Origin of the sequence: Sorangium sp. So ce381 (genome assembly GCF_051473845.1) — a bacterium.
Taxonomy (GTDB): domain Bacteria; phylum Myxococcota_A; class Polyangia; order Polyangiales; family Polyangiaceae; genus Sorangium; species Sorangium atrum.
On sequence record NZ_CP150336.1, the window covers coordinates 6,744,598 to 6,764,387 of the forward strand.

General features: G+C 70.2%; 16 protein-coding genes and 1 pseudogene. 8 read left to right on the forward strand and 9 right to left on the reverse strand.

Annotated features, from left to right (window positions below):
• Positions 1-65: 65 nt before the first annotated feature.
• Together WMF29_RS25010 and WMF29_RS25015 are read left to right on the forward strand one after the other, a co-directional pair.
• Positions 66-1,565, forward strand: a complete 1,500-nt coding sequence (locus WMF29_RS25010; RefSeq protein ID WP_437322657.1) for a serine/threonine-protein kinase — start codon at positions 66-68, stop codon at positions 1,563-1,565.
• A 333-nt stretch (positions 1,566-1,898) separates the two neighbouring features.
• Positions 1,899-2,381: a hypothetical protein gene (locus WMF29_RS25015; RefSeq protein ID WP_437322658.1), complete on the forward strand. Its 483-nt coding sequence runs from the start codon at positions 1,899-1,901 to the stop codon at positions 2,379-2,381.
• Between the two features lie 30 nt (positions 2,382-2,411).
• Here the strand turns inward: WMF29_RS25015 and WMF29_RS25020 are convergent, their stop codons facing one another.
• Entirely contained in the window at positions 2,412-3,575 is a 1,164-nt protein-coding gene (locus WMF29_RS25020) for a hypothetical protein (protein ID WP_437322659.1), read from the reverse strand.
• Positions 3,576-3,810: 235 nt separating this feature from the next.
• Here WMF29_RS25020 and WMF29_RS25025 point away from each other — a divergent pair, with 235 nt between their 5' ends.
• Together WMF29_RS25025 and WMF29_RS25030 are read left to right on the forward strand one after the other, a co-directional pair.
• Positions 3,811-4,293: a peroxiredoxin gene (locus WMF29_RS25025; protein WP_437322660.1), complete on the forward strand. Its 483-nt coding sequence runs from the start codon at positions 3,811-3,813 to the stop codon at positions 4,291-4,293.
• A gap of 115 nt (positions 4,294-4,408) precedes the next feature.
• The gene (locus WMF29_RS25030) at positions 4,409-6,415 is read left to right on the forward strand and encodes a DUF4139 domain-containing protein (RefSeq protein WP_437322661.1); all 2,007 of its coding nucleotides are present in this window, start codon (positions 4,409-4,411) and stop codon (positions 6,413-6,415) included.
• Positions 6,416-6,502: 87 nt separating this feature from the next.
• Here WMF29_RS25030 and WMF29_RS25035 read toward each other — a convergent pair whose 3' ends face one another.
• The 3 genes from WMF29_RS25035 to WMF29_RS25045 form a co-directional block, all read right to left on the reverse strand.
• Positions 6,503-7,744 (reverse strand): alpha/beta hydrolase family protein, encoded by a 1,242-nt coding sequence (locus WMF29_RS25035; RefSeq protein WP_437322662.1) that lies wholly within the window; start codon positions 7,742-7,744, stop codon positions 6,503-6,505.
• A 314-nt stretch (positions 7,745-8,058) separates the two neighbouring features.
• A complete protein-coding gene (locus WMF29_RS25040) occupies positions 8,059-8,829 on the reverse strand; it encodes a type 1 glutamine amidotransferase domain-containing protein (protein ID WP_437322663.1) in 771 nt (256 codons plus the stop codon).
• A 246-nt stretch (positions 8,830-9,075) separates the two neighbouring features.
• Positions 9,076-9,687, reverse strand: coding sequence for a Crp/Fnr family transcriptional regulator (locus tag WMF29_RS25045; protein ID WP_437322664.1), 612 nt, complete (start codon positions 9,685-9,687; stop codon positions 9,076-9,078).
• 232 nt (positions 9,688-9,919) lie between these two features.
• Between WMF29_RS25045 and WMF29_RS25050 the strand changes: the two genes are divergently transcribed.
• Entirely contained in the window at positions 9,920-10,378 is a 459-nt protein-coding gene (locus WMF29_RS25050; RefSeq protein WP_437322665.1) for a hypothetical protein, read from the forward strand.
• A 410-nt stretch (positions 10,379-10,788) separates the two neighbouring features.
• Positions 10,789-11,652 carry a mechanosensitive ion channel family protein gene (locus WMF29_RS25055; RefSeq protein ID WP_437322666.1) on the forward strand — a complete coding sequence of 288 codons (864 nt, stop codon included), beginning with the start codon at positions 10,789-10,791 and terminating at the stop codon, positions 11,650-11,652.
• Between the two features lie 179 nt (positions 11,653-11,831).
• Here WMF29_RS25055 and prdB read toward each other — a convergent pair whose 3' ends face one another.
• From prdB to gcvPA, 4 genes are all read right to left on the reverse strand, one after another.
• Entirely contained in the window at positions 11,832-12,557 is a 726-nt protein-coding gene (prdB, locus tag WMF29_RS25060; RefSeq protein ID WP_437322667.1) for a D-proline reductase (dithiol) protein PrdB, read from the reverse strand.
• Positions 12,554-14,149, reverse strand: a complete 1,596-nt coding sequence (locus WMF29_RS25065; protein WP_437322668.1) for a glycine/sarcosine/betaine reductase component B subunit — start codon at positions 14,147-14,149, stop codon at positions 12,554-12,556. The genes prdB and WMF29_RS25065 overlap by 4 nt, the downstream gene beginning before the upstream one ends.
• Positions 14,150-14,294: 145 nt before the next feature.
• Positions 14,295-15,782, reverse strand: coding sequence for an aminomethyl-transferring glycine dehydrogenase subunit GcvPB (gene gcvPB, locus WMF29_RS25070; RefSeq protein ID WP_437322669.1), 1,488 nt, complete (start codon positions 15,780-15,782; stop codon positions 14,295-14,297).
• Positions 15,779-17,146, reverse strand: a complete 1,368-nt coding sequence (gene gcvPA, locus WMF29_RS25075; protein ID WP_437322670.1) for an aminomethyl-transferring glycine dehydrogenase subunit GcvPA — start codon at positions 17,144-17,146, stop codon at positions 15,779-15,781. Before gcvPA ends, gcvPB begins: the two co-directional genes overlap by 4 nt.
• 497 nt (positions 17,147-17,643) lie before the next feature.
• Here gcvPA and WMF29_RS25080 point away from each other — a divergent pair, with 497 nt between their 5' ends.
• Entirely contained in the window at positions 17,644-18,903 is a 1,260-nt protein-coding gene (locus tag WMF29_RS25080; RefSeq protein WP_437322671.1) for a saccharopine dehydrogenase C-terminal domain-containing protein, read from the forward strand.
• Here WMF29_RS25080 and WMF29_RS25085 read toward each other — a convergent pair.
• Positions 18,804-19,229: pseudogene (locus tag WMF29_RS25085) on the reverse strand (ATP-binding cassette domain-containing protein); the annotation flags it as partial. The gene WMF29_RS25080 and the pseudogene WMF29_RS25085 sit on opposite strands and share 100 nt — an antisense overlap.
• A 100-nt stretch (positions 19,230-19,329) precedes the next feature.
• Between WMF29_RS25085 and WMF29_RS25090 the strand changes: the two are divergent.
• Positions 19,330-19,761 carry a nuclear transport factor 2 family protein gene (locus tag WMF29_RS25090; protein ID WP_437322672.1) on the forward strand — a complete coding sequence of 144 codons (432 nt, stop codon included), beginning with the start codon at positions 19,330-19,332 and terminating at the stop codon, positions 19,759-19,761.
• Positions 19,762-19,790: the final 29 nt, after the last annotated feature.

A 19,790-nucleotide genomic window follows, 5' to 3' on the forward strand; every position in this document is an offset into this window, starting at 1 on the left:
CCGCGCCGCCCGCACAGGACGCCTCCCCAGGGCCGTCGGCTCGGCCGATCGAAGAGGGACCCCCGATGAACCCCGGACAGCAGGTGACGAGCACGCTCAGGCTGGCGCGCGAGCTCGGGAAGGGGGCGATGGGGAGCGTGTGGGTGGCCGATCACCTCGCGCTCGGGACGCAGGTGGCGGTGAAGTTCATGGCGCCGGCCTACGCGGACCAGACCGGCTTCGTGGAGCGCTTCCGGCGGGAGGCGATGGCGGCCGCGCAGATCAAGAGCCCGCACGTCGCGCAGGTCTTCGACCACGGCGTCACGCCGGACGGGGTGCCGTTCATCGTGATGGAGCTGCTCGAGGGTGAGGACCTCAAGAGCCGCATGCAGCGGCTGGGCGCGCTGCCGCCCGTCGAGGTCACGACGATCGTGTCGCAGGCGGCCAAGGCGCTCGGCCGGGCGCACCAGGTCGGGATCGTCCACCGCGACATCAAGCCGGACAACATCTTCCTGCTCGACGTCGAGGGCGAGCTGTTCGTGAAGGTGCTCGACTTCGGGGTGGCCAAGCGGGTCCACGGCGAGCTCGGCATGACGTCGACCGGGAGCGTGCTGGGCACGCCGCTCTACATGAGCCCCGAGCAGCTGCTCAGCGCGAAGCACGTCGACTTCCGCGCGGATCTCTGGGGGCTCGCGGTGGTCGCCTACCACGCGCTCACCGAGCAGGTCCCGTTCCGGGGCGAGACGCTGGGCGCGCTGTCGGTGGTGCTGCACACCGGGATCTTCACGCCGCCGAGCGAGGTGAGGCCGGAGCTCTCTCCGGCGATCGACGCCTGGATGAAGAAGGCGCTGGCGCACGATCCCGCGGCGCGCTTCGCGTCGGCGCGGCAGATGGCGGAGGCGCTGGAGCGCGCGGTCCTCGGGATCGGGCGCACGGCGTTCACGACCGAGCCCTCGTCCGCGGGGGAGCGCTCCCACCGCGGGAGCGCGTCGCAGCCGGTGCTGTTCGGGGAGCCGACGCCGCTGCCGCCGGCGCCGGGCGCGCGGCTCTCGACGACCGGCACGCCGCCGTCGTCGGCGCCGGGCGCCCGGCTCTCGACGGACGGCGCGCCGGGGCGGACGCTCGCCGGCATGGCGACCTCGGGGACGGACGGGGCCCGGAGGTGGGCGCCGGCCATCCTGGCGGCCGCGCTCGCGTTCGGAGCGCTCGTGGCGGCGGTCGTCTTCCTGGCAACGAGACGGTCGCCCACGGCCGAGGTGACCCCCTCGTCGGAGGCTCCGGCCCGGCAGGCCGCGCCCGTCCCGGCGCAGCCGGTGGTGCCGGCGCCAGCGAGCGCCGCCGCGCCGGTGCCGGCAGAGCCCGCGAGCGCGACGCCCGCGGCCGAGACGGCGCAGCCGGCGGCCACGGCGGCGACCGCGCAGCCGGCGGGCGCTGTCCGGACCGGCGCAGCGGGGAGGCCGGGCGCGACGGCGGCGCCGCGCGCCACCTCGGAGGGGCGCGGCCGCGCCACGCCGCGGGAGGCGTCGACGGGCCGCACGACGGGGACGAAGCCGCCCGCGCAGGTCGAGGACACGATCGGCTTCTGACGCGGCCTCCGGCCCTGTCCTGCTCCGGCCGCCCCAGGCGCCCGTGGACACGGCCTTCGGACGACCTGGTCAGACGGAGCCCCCGAAATGGGGCGCTCGCGCCGATCGACTGCAAAATATGGAATCAACCGCGCTGGCACGGGCGAGGTCGACATCGGAAGGTGAGGCCCGGGGGGCGCACTGCGACATCCCGCCTCACTCCTCCAGCGGAAGGGGCACAGAAATCGGCGCAAACGCACCGAGGCGCGAGAATTTCGGATTGGCACAGAGCGTGCGGTATCCGTCGCCGGGGCCCTGAGCGAGGACGCGCTCGACGCGAAGGAGGTCTCTTTCATGGAGAAGCTGGTAATTGGCCTGGTGCAGACGCACGACGAGGCGGAAGCCGCGGCGGAACGCATCATCGACTGCGGCTACACCCGACAGGAGGTCAGCCTGCTGATGACCGACGCGACACGCCACAGGTGCTTCCGGAGCCCGGACGGAGCGCCGTCGTCACAGACGTTCGGCGCGGCGGTCGCGATGAGCGTCGTGGTCCCCGACCTCGGGTTCGTTGTCGCCGGCCCGCTGGCCGCGGTCGTGGCCAGCGCGGTCGGCGCCGGGATCACGGGCGGCCTGCGCGAGATCCTCATGACCGCGGGCGTCCCGAGGCACTGGGCGGAACGCTACGAGGCCGGCGTCCGGCAGGGCGGGATCCTCGTGAGCGTATTCGCGCGCAGCGAGCGAGACGTCGGCCTGCTCCATCTGGTCCTGGACGACACCGGCCTCTACGCGGTCCGGCACGCCGCCGAGCGGGAGGCGTACGACATCTTTCTCTGATCGAGCCAGCAGGGCGAGCAGCGCTCGGGCTCAGCCTCCCAGCGACCTGAGCCGCGCGCGCAGCATCAGGGCCCCGATGAGGTCCTCCTCCGCGTCGCTCCGGCGCGACCAGCCAAGCGACAGGTAGCGCAGGAGCTCGCCGAACGTCGGTCCGGCCGGCGCCGCGCTCGTGCCGCCGCGGACGACCCAGAGCTGCTCGCCGTCGGCCCCCAGCGCGACGATCGCGCGTTGCGGCGCCGCCGCGCCGCCGCCGAGCGCGGAGCCCGAGAGCCGCGCGATCGGGTAGAGCTGCCGCGCCGCCGCCGCCTCCCAGCCCGGCTCGCGCTCGTGGCCGAGGAGCTCGTCCTCGCGCAGGAAGCGCAGCGTGCCCTCGATGGCGCCGATCGCGAGCTCCCGGTAGAGGTCCTCCGGATCCGCCGGATCGGCCCAGTCGTACGCGCGCGCGAACGCCGTGTACGTCGCCGGCGGGGCGACGCCGCGGACGGGCGGCGACGACGCGGGCGCGCCGCGGCCGCTGTCGCGCCGGAGCACCCGGTTGAGCCGCGCCACCTCGTCGGCGATCGACCCCGGCCCCGGCTCGACGAGGCGCACGGCGACGCGGCGCTCGGGCGCGAACAGGGCCCCCATGAGCGCGCCCAGCACCGGGGCGCCCAGCTCGGCCGCAAGGAACGTCGAGCCGCGGTGCGGCCGGATCGCCCGGTCCATGGCATCGCGCTCTTCGGCCGCCGTCGCGCCCTCAGGCAGGTCGACGTCGAGCTCGACGACATCGCTCCGGTCGGGCGCCTCCACGCCCGCCTCGAGGCCCTCCTCCCCTTCCCTCACGAAATGGCGGACGAACCCGCTCGCCTCGAAGCGCCAGCCGTCGTCGTGGACGACGTCCTCCGAGAACACGAGCGCGAAGAGCGTCGCGCCGGGGTGGCCGAGCTCGGCGGCCGCGTCGAGCACGGCGACGGGCGGAGAGAGCTCGTCCTCGAAGAGCTCGGAGAGGTGGTCGAGCTCGTCGTCCCCGCCGCCGGCCGCCTCGCCGCTCGAGTAAAACGCCGCCGAGTACCCGGGCACGCCGGGGAGCGGCGCGATGAACAGGCGCGGCGAGGCGACGCCCCAGCCACCGAGCGCCACGGCAAAGCCCTGGGACAGCGCGCGGTCCGGGATCTCGGCGGGTCGAAAGATCAACGCAGCGAACGTGGTGGCCATGGGGCGCTCATCGTAACCCGATCGCCGGCCCGCGGCCGGCGTCCGACGCGCGCGGCGCGCCTTCATAACCGCTTACTCAAGTTCTCCCTGATCCGGCGCGCGGGCGCCGCCACGGCAGGAAATCGCGAAGGAACCCATCGAGAGCCCGGCTCGCCGCGCCCCCGCCCGACGGAGAGCCGCCGCGCTCCGCCGGGCGCCTTGGACGCGGCGCGGCGCATCGGGTAGAGGACACACCATGCTCGGTAAATCCACCCTGTCCGTCGGTGAGACCGCCCCTGATTTCAGCCTGCAATCGCAGAAGCAGGAGACGGTGAAGCTCTCCGACTTCCGTGGCAAGAAGACCGTTGTCCTCTTCTTCTATCCCAAGGACGACACCCCGGGGTGCACCGCGGAGTCGTGCGCGTTCCGCGACCATTACGATGCGTTCGCGGAGGCCGGCGCCGAGGTCATCGGCGTGAGCGCGGACTCGGCGGGGTCTCACCAGCAATTCGCCGACAAATACCGCCTGCCCATGACGCTGCTCAGCGACCCTGGCGGGGAGACCGCCGCGCGGTACGGCGTCAAGTCGCTCTTTGGCCTCCTCCCGGGCCGCGTGACGTTCGTCATCGATCGCGACGGCATCGTTCGACATGCCTTCTCCTCCCAGCTCCGCGCGACCCGCCACGTCGACGAGGCGCTCGCGGTCGTGAAGCAGCTCGAGGCCTCGGGGCGCGGCTGACGCGCGGCGCCGCGCCCTATCTCCCGGCCGGCCACCGTCGTTGACGCCCTTCGGAGGGGCGTTATGGACATCCCCGGGGCGGGGCCACAGCACGCCTCCGCCGGGGGAGGCGACGATGAACCATGGATTGAGGACCGCGGCGACGCTGAGGGCCGCCGCGATGGATCCGGCCCGATCGGGGGCCGCGTCGGACACGCTGCTGCTCCGCCGGGTGGTGCTCTCGACGGGCGGAGTCGGATATTTCGAGTACGAGGCGCGGGTGCGCGGCGACGCCGAGCTCCGGCTCGAGGTGCGGCTCGATCAGGTCGACGACGTATTGAAGAGCATCGTCGTCTACGACCTTCACGGGGCGACGGGGAATATCACGCTTCCCGGGAGAGAGCCGCTGCGCGACCTGTTCCGCGAGCTCCCGTTCGACGAGGGCGCGCTCGAGTCCGCGCCCGCCCTGCTGAACGCTCTGCGCGGCGCCGAGGTGCGGACGCGGGGCCTGCAAGGCGCCGTCGCCGGGCGGATCCTCGCGGTCACCACGGCGCAGGCGGCGCTGCCGCACGGCGGATCGGAGGAGCGGCACCGGCTCGCGCTGATGTCGGAGGGCGCGCTGAAGCAGGTCGTCCTGGAGGAGCTCGAGAGCGTGGAGCTCGTCGAGGAGCGGCTGCGCCAGCAGGTCGGCGCGGCGCTGGTCGGGCTCTCGAGCGGGCGGGAGCGCAACCGCCGCGAGCTCGTCGTGCGGACGTCCGGCGAGGGCGAGCGGGTGGTCCGGGTGGCCTACGTCATCGAGGTGCCGCTCTGGAAGACCACGTATCGGCTCACGGTGCCCGAGGACGCGCAGACGAAGACAGCGGCGCTGACCGGGTGGGCCGTCGTCGAGAACCAGAGCGGCGGCGACTGGCAGAACGTGGACTTCACCCTGGTGTCGGGCGACCCGGTGACGTTCCGCCAGGCGCTCTACGAGATCTACTACGTGTCTCGCCCGGAGGTGCCGGTCGACGTCGCCGAGCGGGTGCTGCCGCGGCTCGACAAGGGCGCCGCCGAGCTCGCGTCCAGGGCGGCGCCGCGCATGGGTTACCGCGCCGGCGGCGCCGATGGGGCCCCCGCGCCCGCCGTGGGGACCGCCGCGCCCATCGCGAAGGTGGAGCCGGAGGCCGAGGAGGCGGCGACGCAGGTCGTGTTCCGCTTCCCGGCGCCGCTCACGATCGCGAGCGGGCAGACGGCGCTCCTCCCGATCGTCCAGCGCGATATCCCCGCAGAGCGGCTGTGGCTCTATCAGCCGGAGGCGAGCGCGCGCAGCCCGCTCGCCTCGGTCCGCCTGAGGAACGACGAAGACACGACGCTCCCGGCCGGAGCGATGACGGTCTACGAGCGCTCGAGCCGGGGGGTCGTCACCTATGTCGGCGACGCGCGCCTCGCGCCGCTGCCGCCGGGCGAATCGCGGCTCGTGAGCTTCGCCGTGGACCGGAAGGTGCGGATCGACCGCGAGGAGCGCGGCGAGGAGGTGTTCTCGCGCGCCAAGATCCAGGGCGGCGTGCTCGAGATCGTCAGGACCGCCCGCAAGGTGACGGTCTACACGATCGTGGGCGCGGCGCGCGAGCCGCGCGTCGTGCTCATCGAGCACCCGCGCATCGCCGGCTGGGACCTCGCCGAGCCCAGGGAAGGCGTCGAGACGACCAGCGACCGCTACCGGATCCGGCGCGAGGTCGCCGCGGGCGAGACGGCGCGCGTGACCGTGTCGCTGGAGCAGCCCATCTCGCACGCGGTCGCGCTCACGAGCCTCTCGAGCGAGCAGATCGAGGTCTACCTGTCGTCGCGCGAGATCCCCGAGGCGCTGCGCGCGGCGCTCGCGCGGCTCGCGGAGCTCAGGGCCGCGGTCGCCGAGAGGCAGCGGGCGCTCTCGGTCCTCGAGTCCGAGCTCGCGGCGCTGCGTGTGGAGCAGGAGCGCGTGCGGAACAACCTCAAGGCCGTGCCCGCGGGGAACGCGCTCCACGAGCGCTACCTCAAGACGCTGGGCGAGCAGGAAGACCGGATCGCGGCCGTGTCGGCGAAGCTCCCGGGCGCGCGGGACGCGGTGGCCAGCGCCGAGCGGGCGCTCGCCGAGTATGTGCGCGGCCTGTCGCTCACGACGTAGCGAAAAGCGGAGGCCGCGCGCGCCCGGCGCAGTCCTGCGCGGCCTCCGCCCCCTCCTGACGACCCTGAGCCGGGCGAGCGCGCCCGATCAAGGCGGCGGGCCGAGGAGCTCCTCGAATTCGCTCATCATCGTGCGAAAGTAGCTCTCCGCCGGCGAGTAATGGTCCCCTGCGTACGTGCGCAGCACGACGTCGGCGTCGGCCGCCAGCAGCGCGGTGTAGGTATCCACGCTGTTGTAGTACGGCACGATATCGTCCTGCTCTCCGGAGTGCAGGAACACCTTGCCGCGGGGCGTCCAGCCTTCATGAAGATCCTGGCGCTCCGCGACCATTGCGAGGAAATCGCCCTCCACCCCCTCGGCGAACCCGTCGAGGAACCCCCGTTGATACACCTCCGTGGGCCGCTGCGACGGGACGGAGAGCGCGTCGAGCGCGCCTGCGACCGGATAGCGCCAGATCTCCTCCGCGGGGATGTTCAGCCCGGAGAGCGTGTTGGCGCTATAAACGGCCCAGTTGTAGATGGCGAGAGAGTCGAGCTCGCCCTCGGCGGTCATGATCTCGCGGTAGAACCGGCTCATGTGGTACGGGCCCGCGAAGGGAGCGCTGGCCGTCACCTCCAGGCGGTCGCTGTGCTCCTCCGTGATGAGCTTATGGGTCGCGAGCGTAGCGCCGCCGCCCTCGGACCAGCCGGCGAGGAACAGCCGGTCATTCAGCGTCACGTCGAGCTGTTCGGCGAGCGTCTGAGCCGCCAGGATCATGTCCACCGAGACGGCAGCCAGCTCCGGATGATACGCATAGGTGTGCTCCAGATCGCTCGTGATATTGTAGCCTACATAGTCGGGAGCCGAGACGAAGTAACCATGAGACGCCGGAACCGCGACGAGGAAGCGGGTCTCCAGCTGATTGGCGTCGTCCTTCGGTCCTGAGCCATCGTAGAGCGACGGAGCGTCGAGGCTGCCCTCGCCGTCCGACGACGGAAACGGCAGCATCGTGCCGTGGTGGTACTGGTAGTGCGAGAGGGGCCCCGCCGCTCTGGGCACCATCACGAGGCCGGAGAGCACCTCCGGGGTGCCCTTGTAGACCGACGAGTAATAGACACGATAGACGTCCACGTCGTATCGCACGAGCTCGGCGAGGTCGTACTCCGGCACGTTGGCCGCGATCTGCTCCCCGGTGAGGGTGGCTGCCTTCTCATGGCGCAACAGGTCGCCGCGCTCCGAGGGCTCGAGCTTCGGCACACCGCCGCCCACGACATCATCAGGAGCCGTGGGAGCGCAGGCAGCGAGCAGAGACACGGAGAGGACCGCTGCGAGGCGTTCAGCGCAGGTCACGTTGCTCCTCCTGAATATCGGCGTGTGCCCGAGCGGCGCGCCTCGCTTGCCGTCTGAACCAGCTTGGCGCCCAAACGACCGCAGCGAGCTTATCACGGACCGTTGAGCAGCACCAGCGAGATGGAGGTCCCCGGGCGCCATCCTGAGCGCGTTCGTTGAGGGGCGAGAAACGAAGCCCCTCGGATAACCTGGTCGGTTAGCTTCTCTGCTGCCGCTCGTGAGCGTGGCGTGCCGGTCTCGGCCGCGAGCCGCCGCATCACTCGGGGGCCGAACAGGCCAGGGAGACGCCATGGCCGGAGCTACGCCGAGCAGGTCTATCGACGGCCATCGCGGGCATCCTCGGCGCAGCGGGCGCCGCGTCGATAGTCGGCCAGGGCCTCCAGGTAAAGCGTGCTGAACCGATCGGTGGAGAAGGGATTCTGGCTGGTCACGAGGTTGCAATCCCGCTGCGCATAGGCGCTCCCCGGGAATGCGGCCTCGTGCTCGTAGCCGTGGTCCTCGAGCTGCTCGCCGATGCCCCGGACCTGGGCGTCGGCCCCCATCACGAAGGTCTCGATATAAACCTCCTCGAATGACGAGACCGACGTCACCGTCCGACCGCTGAGCGGGTTCGGCTGCCGCATGCGGGTGAGCACCGCCGGCGCATGGCAGATGAGCCCCACGGGCTGGTGTTTCGCGCCAAAGTGAGCGAGCAGCGCGTGCAGATCCGCGTTGTCGAGCAGGTCGACCATCACGCCCTGACCGCCGGGAACGACGATGCCGTCGAACGAGTCGGCCGCGGCGCGCGCCGCCTTCAGGCTGAGCGGCGCGCGGACCTCCGGGGCGCGCTCGACGAAGCGCTGCGCTTGCGCGCGCCGCGCTCCGTCTCCCCAGTACCGCGCATCGAGGCTCTCCGGGTCGATCGCCGGGGCGGCGCCTCCGTCGGTCGCGAACACGACCTCGTGCCCCGCGCCGGTGAGCGCCAGGTACGGCTCGTAGAGCTCGCCGAGGAAGGTGCCGGTCGCGCGCTTCGAGCTGTCCGCGAGCGTCTGCTCTCGCGCGGCGCTGAGGACGAAGAGGATCTTCCCTCTGGGTTTTTCTGCCACCGAGCGCTCGGGGAACACGGGGTGGAGCCTGGGCGCCGCCGCGCCGCACGCGACAAGCGCCGAGCCGGCAAGCAGGACCGCGAGGCCCGCTATCAGCGCCGTCCTTCGGGCCGCGCGCTGCGGCGCTCCGCGGCGCCCCGGGCCGCGCGTGGGTTCCGTTGCTGGGCGCTCGCCCTCTCGCTTCGTTCGTTCCGTCGTCATGCGGGAGAACGTGACCAGCGGGCCGGAGACGCGCCTTGACCTAGGTCAAGAAGCAGCGGACCTGGTCGCCGCGCGCTTCAGGCGGCTCAGTGCTTCGGGTGTGATGCCGAGGTATGCGGCGATGTGGTAGTCGGGCACGCGGCGCGCCACGGCCCCGTGCTCTGCGAGGAACGCGCGATAGCGCTCGGCCGCCGGTTCCATCAGCAGCGACGCCTCGCGGCGCACCTTCTTCAGGTACACCCGCTCGACGATCCGCCGGCTCACCCGCTCCCAGTAGATGTCGCGCTCACAGAACTCGCTCAGCCGCGAGTAAGGCGCGACGAAGAGCTGCATCGGCGTCAGCGCCTGGATCGTCAGCCGGGCGGGTTCTCCGGTGATCAGCGCCTCCAGCACCGACATGAAGTCCGGCGCGGAGATGAACCCCTTGTTGAACTCCTTCCCATCGCTCCGCGTGTAAAACATCCTCGCGATGCCGGAGCTGACGAGCGCCACCGAGTCGCTCGCCTCGCCCGCCCGCACGAACGCCTCGCCCTTCCGCAGGCTCTTCCCGTGAAACAGGGCCGCGAAGGCGTCGAAGTGCGGCGCCGGCCGCGCGTCGAGCGCGGCGATCATGCGCGCGAGCGCCGCCACCTGATCCGCGCGCGAGAGCTGCACCATGGCCGCGGAGCCTAGCACGGCGCTCCCGGAGCGCGCCTTCCATTCCCATACGCCTTCGTCGTGACTGGCTGAGTTGAACGGGCTAGATCACAGAGGCATGAACCATCCGGCAGTCACAGCGATTCTTGTCGGCGCTTGCCTTCTCCTTGGCTCTGCATCGGCGCAGGCGGACGGCTTGCCGGCCGCGGGGAGCCCTCCCCCGGTGGTATATCCCGGAGAAGGCTGGCCCAACGTGGGGCGCCCTGGCGACCCGGTCGTGAGCGTGGGGGGCCTCTTCAGCTATACCGGCCGCGAGAACGCCGATGACGCCGTGGGCGCCGGCCTCGAGGGCAGCTTCGCGTGGTACGGAAAAAGCTCGTTCGTCTGGATAGGCGCCGTTGCGCAGGCGCAGCTCGTCGCCGACCGGCCGGTCCACGAGAGGTTGGCGCTCGGTTTCCAGGGTGGGTTCGGCCCGTTCGGCGCCGAGCTCTCGATGTACACCGAGGGCGCGGGCACGTCGAACGCCCGGACATATGGGGCGCAGATCGTCCCCTTCATCGGGCTCCCCATCGCCTACGCGGGCTTTCGGCTCGCCCTTCCGTTCAACGAGGGGAATGGCGCGACGATGCCGTCCTATGGCACGGAGTACGGCTTGGTCATCGGCTTGAAGTTCCCGATCAACCCGAGAGCCTTTGGACATAGTCTTCACTGAGCCGGTTCACAGCCCCGTAAGCCGCCCACGCCACTCTCCACCTGTGCAGCTGGCGCGCGTCCGCTTTCCCCTCCTCGACCATCACCTCGGCGGCGACTCGCCAGGCGATGGGCTTGCTCCTGGGCCCCTCCACGCCGGCCGCTCGTTCGACGTCGCACGCCGCACGTCGCACGCCGCACGCGCCTCCGCCGCCGGTTGCTCCTTCGCTACAACGAGGTATCCGCTCCGCGGCCGCCTGATGTCCGCAGGCCGCAGCGCTGAGGCTCGAAAATCTCGGTCACGCCCCTCGCGGAGCGACCCGCCGGTGTGATAAAGCTGGCCGCCAGGGGGCGAATCCAGCAAGGCGCGACGCGCATGCGCCTTGCACGGGGCCCCCCGCGAGCGACGCACACGTCGCCAGGAGGCTTGAGATGGACGAGAGGGTTCAGCGGTACGTGGACATGGGGGTAGCGCTCGGGGTGAGCGTCGGCGGGAAGATCGTGGGCGCGATCCTCGTCTGGGTCATCGGCCGCATGATCGTCCGGGGGCTCCTGTCGATGCTGCAGCGCAGCTCCGCGCTGAAGAAGCTCGACACGACGCTGGCTCATTACCTGGAGTCGGCGGCGTCCGTGCTGCTGAACATCCTGCTCGTCATCGCCGTGCTCAGCGTCTTCGGCGTCGAGACGACCACCTTCGCCAGCCTGCTCGCCGCGATCGGCATCGCCGTCGGCATGGCATGGTCCGGCCTCCTGTCGAACCTCGCGGCCGGCATCTTCATGATCCTCCTGCGCCCCTTCAAGACCGGGGACTATGTGACGGCCGGCGGCGTGACGGGCACCGTCCACTCGATCGGCCTGTTCGCGACCACCCTCGACACGCCCGACAACGTCCGCACCATCGTGGGCAACAACAAGATCTTCAGCGACACGATCCAGAACTTCAGCACGAACCCGGTCCGCCGCGTCGACTGCACCGCGCAGCTCGCCCACGGCGCGGATCACGAGGCGGCGATCGCCCGGCTCAAGACGCACCTCGCGCTCATCCCCAACGTCGCGAAGACCCCTGCGCCCAGCGTCGAGATCCTGGATTTCACCCTCGCCGGGCCCGTGCTGGCCGTCCGGCCCTTCTGCCACACCGATCACTACTGGGACGTCTACTTCGCCACGACCAAGATCATCCGCGAGGAGCTCGGCAAGATGGGGCTCCCCGTCCCGAGCCAGCACCTGCACCTGAGCCAGCTGGCGGCGCCGCCTCCCCAGCGCCTTGCGAGCACAGAGTCGCATCCGACGGCATGACGCGCTGCCGATCGACCCCGCGCGACCGGCCCGCGCGGGGTCCACGCGGTGATCGACAGGCCGTGGGGCTGGCGATACGTGGGGCGGCTTGATCCGGAGGGCGAGGAGGCCCACCGTGGTGAGCATGCTCGCGGGAATTCCGACGCCCCGCTCGTCCGGTGTCCAGCAGACGCCTGGGGTCACCGGTAGGGCCGGTATTCGTAGGGCAGCGCCCGCATCTGCCCGAACTGGGTCATCTCCTCGACGGCACGCAGCGTATCCTTGAGGATCGCCGTCTGCATCTCGACGTTACGGGGCTCGCCGGCGTTCGAACCGATGGGGACATGGGGCGCGGCGATGCGGGGCGCGCCCTGCTGCCTGGCGATCGGAGGCAGCGCCGCGACGATGATCGTGGACATGCCCGCGGCCTCCACGGCCCGCTGGACGATGACCGCCGAGCGGTGGCAGGTGCCGCAGCCGCCGGTGAATACCGCGATGTCCACGCCTTCTTCCTTCAGGATCTTTGCGATGGCCGGTCCGCCCTCGGCGCGGAATCTGTCCACATCGCCACCGCCCCCCATGAACCCGATCAGCGTTGGCGCGACGCTGCCGATGAACCCCTCGGCCTCGAGCTCGCGCAAGCGATCGATCGGGAACATCGCGTTGATGTCCCTGTTGACGTCGCTGTTGTCGAAGCCGCCGTGGCTGACCATCAGCTCGGACGACGAAGTCGTCGAAGGGATCTCGCGAAACGTGGGATCACCGGAGAGAACGAACGGCTTCTGGGATCTCAGATGGACACCGCCCGCGGTACAGAGGGTCACGACGCAATCGGAGAGCGGCTTCGCGAGGGGGGTCCACACCGCATGCGGCGTCCGGGGCACGTACACTTCGCTTTTCAGCCCTCTAGCGGTCGTCAGCCTCATGACGGTTCTCCTCGGTCGACGAGCCTCTGGTTTGCGTCGATGACCGACTGGCTCCACCTGGGGTCGGCAGGCTCGATCGGGATACCCGCCATTTTCGTCTTGAGCATGAGCAGGGCGCGGCGCGCGTCCTCGGGGCACAAGGTGCTCTCACCGAGGATCTCGCTCTCGCGGCCCTCCGGGTTCTTGTTGAGCTCGATCATCGCATCCATGTACCGGTTGCCGACGACGAGCTGGCCCTGATGGGCAGAGAACGACGCGCCGACCACGCTGGCTCCGCGCGCGCCGATCTGCTGGATGCTCTCGGCGAAATCGATATGGTTGTTGCCGAAGCCCTCGGTCGTGATGATCGCGCCCTCCACGTCGAGCGCCTCCACGAGCGCGCCGAGCCGCGCCGAGACGAACGCCTTGTCATCATCGACCTGCGGGCTACCGATGAAGACGACTCCCACGAGGCCGATCTCCCCGTCCTCCGCCATCAGGCGCAGCAGCGGCTCGCGGAAATAGTGGCGGGTGCTCTCCTTTGTCGCGGGGCCGACGCAGGTCAGCGCGCGGACGCCGCCGTCGCGCACCTCGTTGGGGGAGAGCACGACGGGCACGTTGCCGAGGTCGACGTTCCGGCGGCCGCCCCGGACGCCGGCGGGCTCGGTGGGCAGCAGGACTTTCTCGTGCATCGCACCCTGGCCCATGATCTCCTTGACGAGCACGACGCGCGGCCTACCGGGACTCGTCACGATATCCTCATGGGTCCTCACCGCCATGCAGCCGCTCGCGGGGGCCCTCTTCAGCGATTCTCGTATTTCTTGCACGATGACATCACAGGCCTTGTGCGCCGCGTGAGGGCCGCCGCGCTCCATGCCAGAGCCAGCCTGGAGGACGACATTGACGCGCACCATGAGGTCGCCGAGGTCCGGGCAGCCTGGACGGCCAAAGCTGATCTTTTCGTCCAGATACCCTTCGCAGGAGCCGAACTCGTGCAACTGAACGCCATTTTCGTCCACGCCCGTGAGGATGAACACCAGCCCGCTCATCACGTGCGTCACCCCCTCGCCGAGCTTGCCTTCGACCTTCGTGGCGACCGGGATGACATCCATGATGGTATTGGTGAAGATGTGCCTCCTGTCGAGCGTGATGACATCCATCTCCACCTTCTTGACGAGGGGATCGGCTATCAGCGACTCTTCGCGCAGCGATCCACGGATTGTCAGCTTGCCGTCCTCGAAGGAGGTCTCGCCCGTGATCTCTGCCTGGCGGACGTCGTATAGCCTGTGCCAGAGCGTGCGCACGACCCGCTCCGGCGGCGCGGCGGGCTCGAGCGGCTCCGCGTAGCACGCGGCGGACGCGGGGAGGTCGTCGACGAGGGCCGGGGTCAGCGGAGTGAGGGCGTCGGCGGTCTCCCTGAGGGTCGCGCCGAGCACCTCATCGATGGTCAGCGCGCCCGGGGGAATCGAAAGGAGGCCCGAGCCCTCGAGCTCGGGGAACAGGGTTGGATCCTCCAGGTGTACAGCGCCGATGACAGCTCCCTTTGGGGTCCGGCAGCAGAGGACGGCGGGGGCGCCTCTGTGGAGGTTCGCGGTTTTCATCGTAATGGACATGCGTCTCTCTCCTCTTTCGGGGCGACCCGGAGCCTCGAATGTTCGACCCGAGGCGAGCTGCGCGGTTCTCCCTTGACCTCCGCAGATCGGCTTGTTCTTCCTTCTCCCCCTGTAGCGCTCGTGGACAACGGCGTCCGGAGCGCGATCAGGGCAAGTCGGCTCCGCGCCGCTCCGGTGGTCGGCGCTCCTGCTCGTGCGTCCGCTGCCTTCCGCGGGAGCCGGACGGAAGGATCTTCCCGACCTCGCGGGTATGGGGCGCCGTCCGGACGAGCTCCGGATCGTGGAGGGCCTCGCGCGCGACACGGAGAAACGCCTCGATCATCCGATCCAGAGACTCCCGCGTCTCGGTCTCCGTCGGCTCGATCAGCATCGCGTCGCGCAGGTGGCCAGGAAAGTACACGCAGCCGGCTCCCACCAGCGTCGGGGGATGCACCCCGTGGTCGATGAGCCGCTTGGCGAAGTCCATGGCGCTCACCTCGAGCGCCGCCGTGCTCAGCAGGCACTCGTGCATGCACCGTCCGCCGAAGACCGGGGGCAGGTAGGGTGACAGCCGGGCCTGGACGTAGTTCGCATTGAGCACGGCGTTCTCGGACGCCGTGCGCAAGCCCTGGGGCCCCGAGGTCAGTATGTAACAATAGGCCCGGATCAGGACACCGACGTGGCCGTAGAACGACTTCATCCGGCCGATGGATCGCGGCCGGTCTACTTCCGGAGAGTACCCGCGCGCGCCCCGGCGGATCACGGGAATCGGAAGGAAGGGCTCCAGAAACGCCTTGACGCCGCACGGCCCCGCGCCCGCTCCACCGGACAGGTGCGGGGTCGAGAACGTCTTGTGGGTGTTGAGCTGGAGGACGTCGAATCCCATGTCGCCGGGCCGGACGATCCCCATCAGAGAGTTCATGTTGGCGCCGTCACCGATGAGGAGCGAGCCATTGTCGTGCACGCGCTCCGCGATCTCCTGGATGTTCTCCTCGAAGAGCCCGAAGGTCGATGGGTTGGTCAGCATCACCGCCGCGACCGAGTCGTCGAGCGCGGCCTCGAGCGCGTCGAGGTCGGTCAATCCCTCCGGGGTGGTCCTGATCATCTCGCAGCGATAACCCGCCATGGACGCGGACGCGGGATTGGTGCCATGGGCCGAGTCCTGAACGAGGACCACGTCCCGCTCGATGCCCCGGGACTCGAACCACGCGCGGGTCATCAGGAGCCCCGTGAGCTCGCCGTGGGCTCCGGCCGCGGGCTGCAGGGTGAAGTGGTCCATCCCAGAGATCTCGGCCAGGTGTTCGGCGAGGTGGAAGAGGAGCTCCCAGAGGCCGGGCAGCGTGCTTTCGGGTTGCCTCGGGTGCGCATGGGCGAACCCCGAGAGGCTCGCCAGGGGCTCGTGGCGCTTGGGGTTGTACTTCATCGTGCAGCTCCCGAGCGGATAGCTGCCATCGTCCACGCCGTAGGCGCGGCGGCCGAGCGCGGTGTAATGGCGGACGAGCTCGATCTCGCTGACCTCGGGCAGCCCGATGGGCTCGGTCCGGAGCGGCTCCGCGTCGAACCAATGGGAAGGATCGAGCGCCCCGAATTCGGGATCCTGGAGGCCCGCTCCGCTCACGCCCGGGCGGGAGAGGTCGAAGATCGTCTCCTTCATGGTCTCAGCGCTCCGATCGTCTCCGCAAACAGGGCCGCGGCCTCGTCCAGCTCGGCGCGCGTCCTCACCTCGGTGACCGCGACGAGGAGGTTTCCCTCCACCTCGAATCCGGCGAACACGCGCCGCTCCAGCATCCGCTCCAGGAACACCGGCACGCGGCAGGGGAGCCGGAGCGCGAATTCATTGAAGAAGGGGCCGGTCGCCGCGGGCTCGACGCCGGGGATGGCGAGCAGCTTCTCGTGAAGGTAACGGGCCTTGGCGGCGCACTGCGCGGCGATCTCCCGAAAGCCCCGCTCGCCGAGGGCTGCCAGGTAGACGGCGGCGCGCATCGCCTGGTGCGCCTGGTTCGTGCAGATGTTGCTCGTGGCCTTCTCGCGGCTCACCTGCTGCTCGCGCCGCTCCAGGACGAGCGCGAGGGCTGGCTTCCCATGGATGTCCCTCACCTCTCCGACGAGGCGCCCCGGCATGAACTCGCGCAGCCGCTTCTCGCAGGCGAGCACCCCGAGATAGGGACCTCCGGCCGAGAGCGGCAGGCCGAGGGGCTGCCCCTCGCACGTCACGATGTTCGCCCCGAGCTCGCCGGGGGGCTTCAGGAGCGCCAGCGTCGTCGGGTAGCAGGAGACATTGAGGAGGGCCTCGTGCTGCCGGCAGCGAGCCGCCGCGGCCGGGATGTCCTCCAGGATGCCGAGGGAATTCGGCGTCTGCAGGATGAAGGTGGCCGCGGGGCGCGCGAAGGATGCCAGGAGCGAGCGCGGATCGAGCCGGCCCGAGGTGGAATCCGCGGCGACATAGGCCACCTCGACCCCGCGCCCGCGCATGTAGAGCTCGAGGACCGACTTCCATTCGGGCCAGATGCGCGAGGAGGCGAGGACGCGCCGGCGGCCCGTGGCGGCGCAGGCCATCCAGGCCGCCTCGGCCATGGCCGTCGCCCCGTCGTACAGCGAGGAATTGACGACGCGCAGGCCCAGGAGCAGCGAGAGCATGCGCTGGTACTCGAAGAGGATCTGCAGCAAGCCCTGGCTCAGCTCCGGCTGGTAGGGAGTGTAGGCCGTCAGCAGCGCCTCGCTGGAGGTAAGGCTGTCGACGACCGCGGGGATGTGGTGCTCGTAGACCCCGCCGCCAAGGAAGCTCAGGTGGCTCCGGGTCGATGCGTTCTTTCCCGCGAGCTCCCGCAGGTGCTTGCCGAGCGCCCATTCGCTGAGGGGAGCAGGCAGGCGGAGCTCCCTGCCGAGGCGCACTTCCTGGGGAATGGGGGAGAAGAGGTCGGCGATGCTCGTGAGCCCGAGGGCCTCGAGCAATGCCTTCCGGTCGGCCTCCCGGTGGACGTTGTAGCCACAGATGAGCGGCTCGGGATGACTCTCCATCGTATCGTGACGGGCTCCGGAGGGTGACGCGCTCGAGCGCGAAGCTGGGGTCGGCCTCCGTGGACCGCAAGACCACGAAGAAAATCGACGACGACACCGGGCGATCGGCTTCGGCTCGGCCTTCCAGGCGCATCGGAGGGGTTGACCAGGCGACGTCGACTGGCCCCAGCGGCGGGAGCAAACGATCCGGCGCGACGGCGAGCCGGCGAGCGCCGCCCGAGCCACGGGCGGGGTTGCCGTTCGCCGGCGGAGCAACTACGAAGAAATGCATTGATGACGACGCGGGGTCTTCAATGTCATCTCCACCGTCCCGCCGCAGCGTCCTTGGCCCCGCCGAAATCACCTTCGCCCGCGTGGGCATCATCCCGGGGGAGGGCATTCATACGCTGCTCGGATCCCGCCGCGCGTCCTGCTGCTCGGGCTCCCTCACCGCGATCGGAGCGCTCTCGAGCCTTGAGATGATTTGACACGCTCGCCGCTGGTCCTATGAGGCAGCGATGAAGATCCTCGTGTTTGGAGCCTCCGGAAAGATGGGTTCGGCCGTGGCTTGGGATCTCGCGAGGGCCCCGGAGGTGAAGCAGATCGGCCTGCTCGGTCGGCGCCGCGAGGCCCTGGAGCAGACTCGCCGCTTCATCGGGGCCGGCAACCTCATCTGTCATGCGGTGGACGCCGCCGACCTCCGGGAGGCGCGCGAGGCCATGAAGGGATACGACGCCGGCGCGCTGGCCCTCCCTGATCGCAGGATGAGCTATCGTATCGTCCAGACCGCGATCGAGGCTGGGCTCCCCATCGTGGACATGCTGGAGGAGTATCATCGCACCCCCGACGCCCACGAGACCGAGCGGATCGAGGTGCCCGCCGGCATGAGCCTCGCACGCTATGGCGAGTGGCTCCACGAAGAGGCCGTGGCCCGCGGGGTCCCGTTCATCGATGGAATGGGCTTCTCGCCCGGCCTGGCCAATATCACGGTCGGCGACGGGATCAAGAAGCTCGACCGGGCCGTGAGCGCCGTGGCGCGGGTCGGCGGGATCCCGGAGAGATCGGCGGCAGAGAGGCGGCCGCTCAGGTACATGATCACGTGGGCCTTCCACCATGTCCTCCGCGAGTACATGGTCAAGGTCCTGGTGCGGAGAGGCGGGGAGGTGGTCGAAGTGGAGGCCGGGACCAGCCTCGAGCAGCTCCGCTTCGAGCGGTTCGGCAAGCACGAAGTGCTGGAGTGCGCCGTGACCCCCGGCATGGCTAGCTTCATCACATCGAGGCCCGAGCTCCAGGACTTCGCCGTGAAGACGGTCCGCTGGCCAGGGCACTGGGCCGGTGTGCAGACGCTGAAGGAGTGCGGGCTCCTCGACCTGACCCCGGTCGCGTTTCAGGGCCGCGATATCGTCCCACGGGAGTTCCTGCACTCGCTCCTCGTCCCTCGCCTCCGGGTGGGCGAAGAGGACCAGGACGTGTGCGTCATGGCCAACACCGTGCACGGTACGAAGGACGGCGAGGCCGCGACGGTGGAACATTTCATGTGGGTCGAGCCCGGAGACGGGCTCTCGGCCATGGCGCGAGCGACCGGGTTCCCCGTCGCGATCGCGGCCAGGCTCCTCGCGAGCGGCAGGATCCGGCGAGCCGGCATCCTCCCGCCGGAAGACTGCATCCACGGGGAGCTCTATCGCTGGTTCTTGGGCGAGCTCGAGGAGCGCGGCATCCGGATAGAAGAGGTCGTCTCCTGGGGAGCGGCCTCCCAGCCCGCCTCGCGCGCCGCGTGAGGGCCGGAGCGACCTTCAGCCCCAGGACAGGAGAGGAACCTCCTTGTCCGCGGGTCCTTCGGATCTCCGAACACCGCCTCCGGCGAGCCCTGCTCGACGATCATGCCATCGTCCATGAACACGACGCGCGTCGCCACGTCACGCGCGAAGCCCATCTCGTGGGTGACCACGACCATGGTCATCCCGTCCCGCGCGAGCCGACGCATCACCTCCAGCACGCCGCCCACCAACCTGGGGTCGAGCGCCGAGGTGACCTCATCGAAGAGCATCACGTCCGGCCGCATGGAGAGGGCGCGGGCGATGGCCACCCGCTGCTGCTCGCCTCCCAAATGGGCGTACCGGTTCGCCGCCACGGCCCTGACCAAGACGCACCTGGACGCCGTCGAGGCTCTTGCGCCCGCGCTGGCCGGGGAGCATGGTCGCTGCATGAGCGTCGAGGAGCGCGTCGCGGCGGAACGGCTTGTCCTGGCCGCAAACGAGGCCTTTTACGAGGCGTTCCGCGCCGGGGACTACCAGGCGATGTGCCGGGTGTGGGCCGAGCGGGCGCCCGTGGCCTGCGCCCATCCCGGCATGGAGGCGCTCTCGGGGCGCGCCAGCGTGCTCGAGAGCTGGAGCCAGCTCCTGCGCCAGACCTCGCCCCTGCGCATGCGCTGCCAGGGCGCCTCGGCGCACCTCTTCGGGGAGTTCGCCTTCGTCACGTGCTACGAGGCGAACGGCGACGAGCCCGCACACCTGTGCGCAACCAACGTGTTCGTCCTCGAAGACGGGCAATGGAAGATGGTCCACCACCACGCCGGTCCGCTCTCCGCGCCGCGGCCCGAGCGGTGGGCGCCCGCTCGCTCCCGGCTCATGAACTGAGAGGCTGGCCGGGGCGACCCGCCATGAGG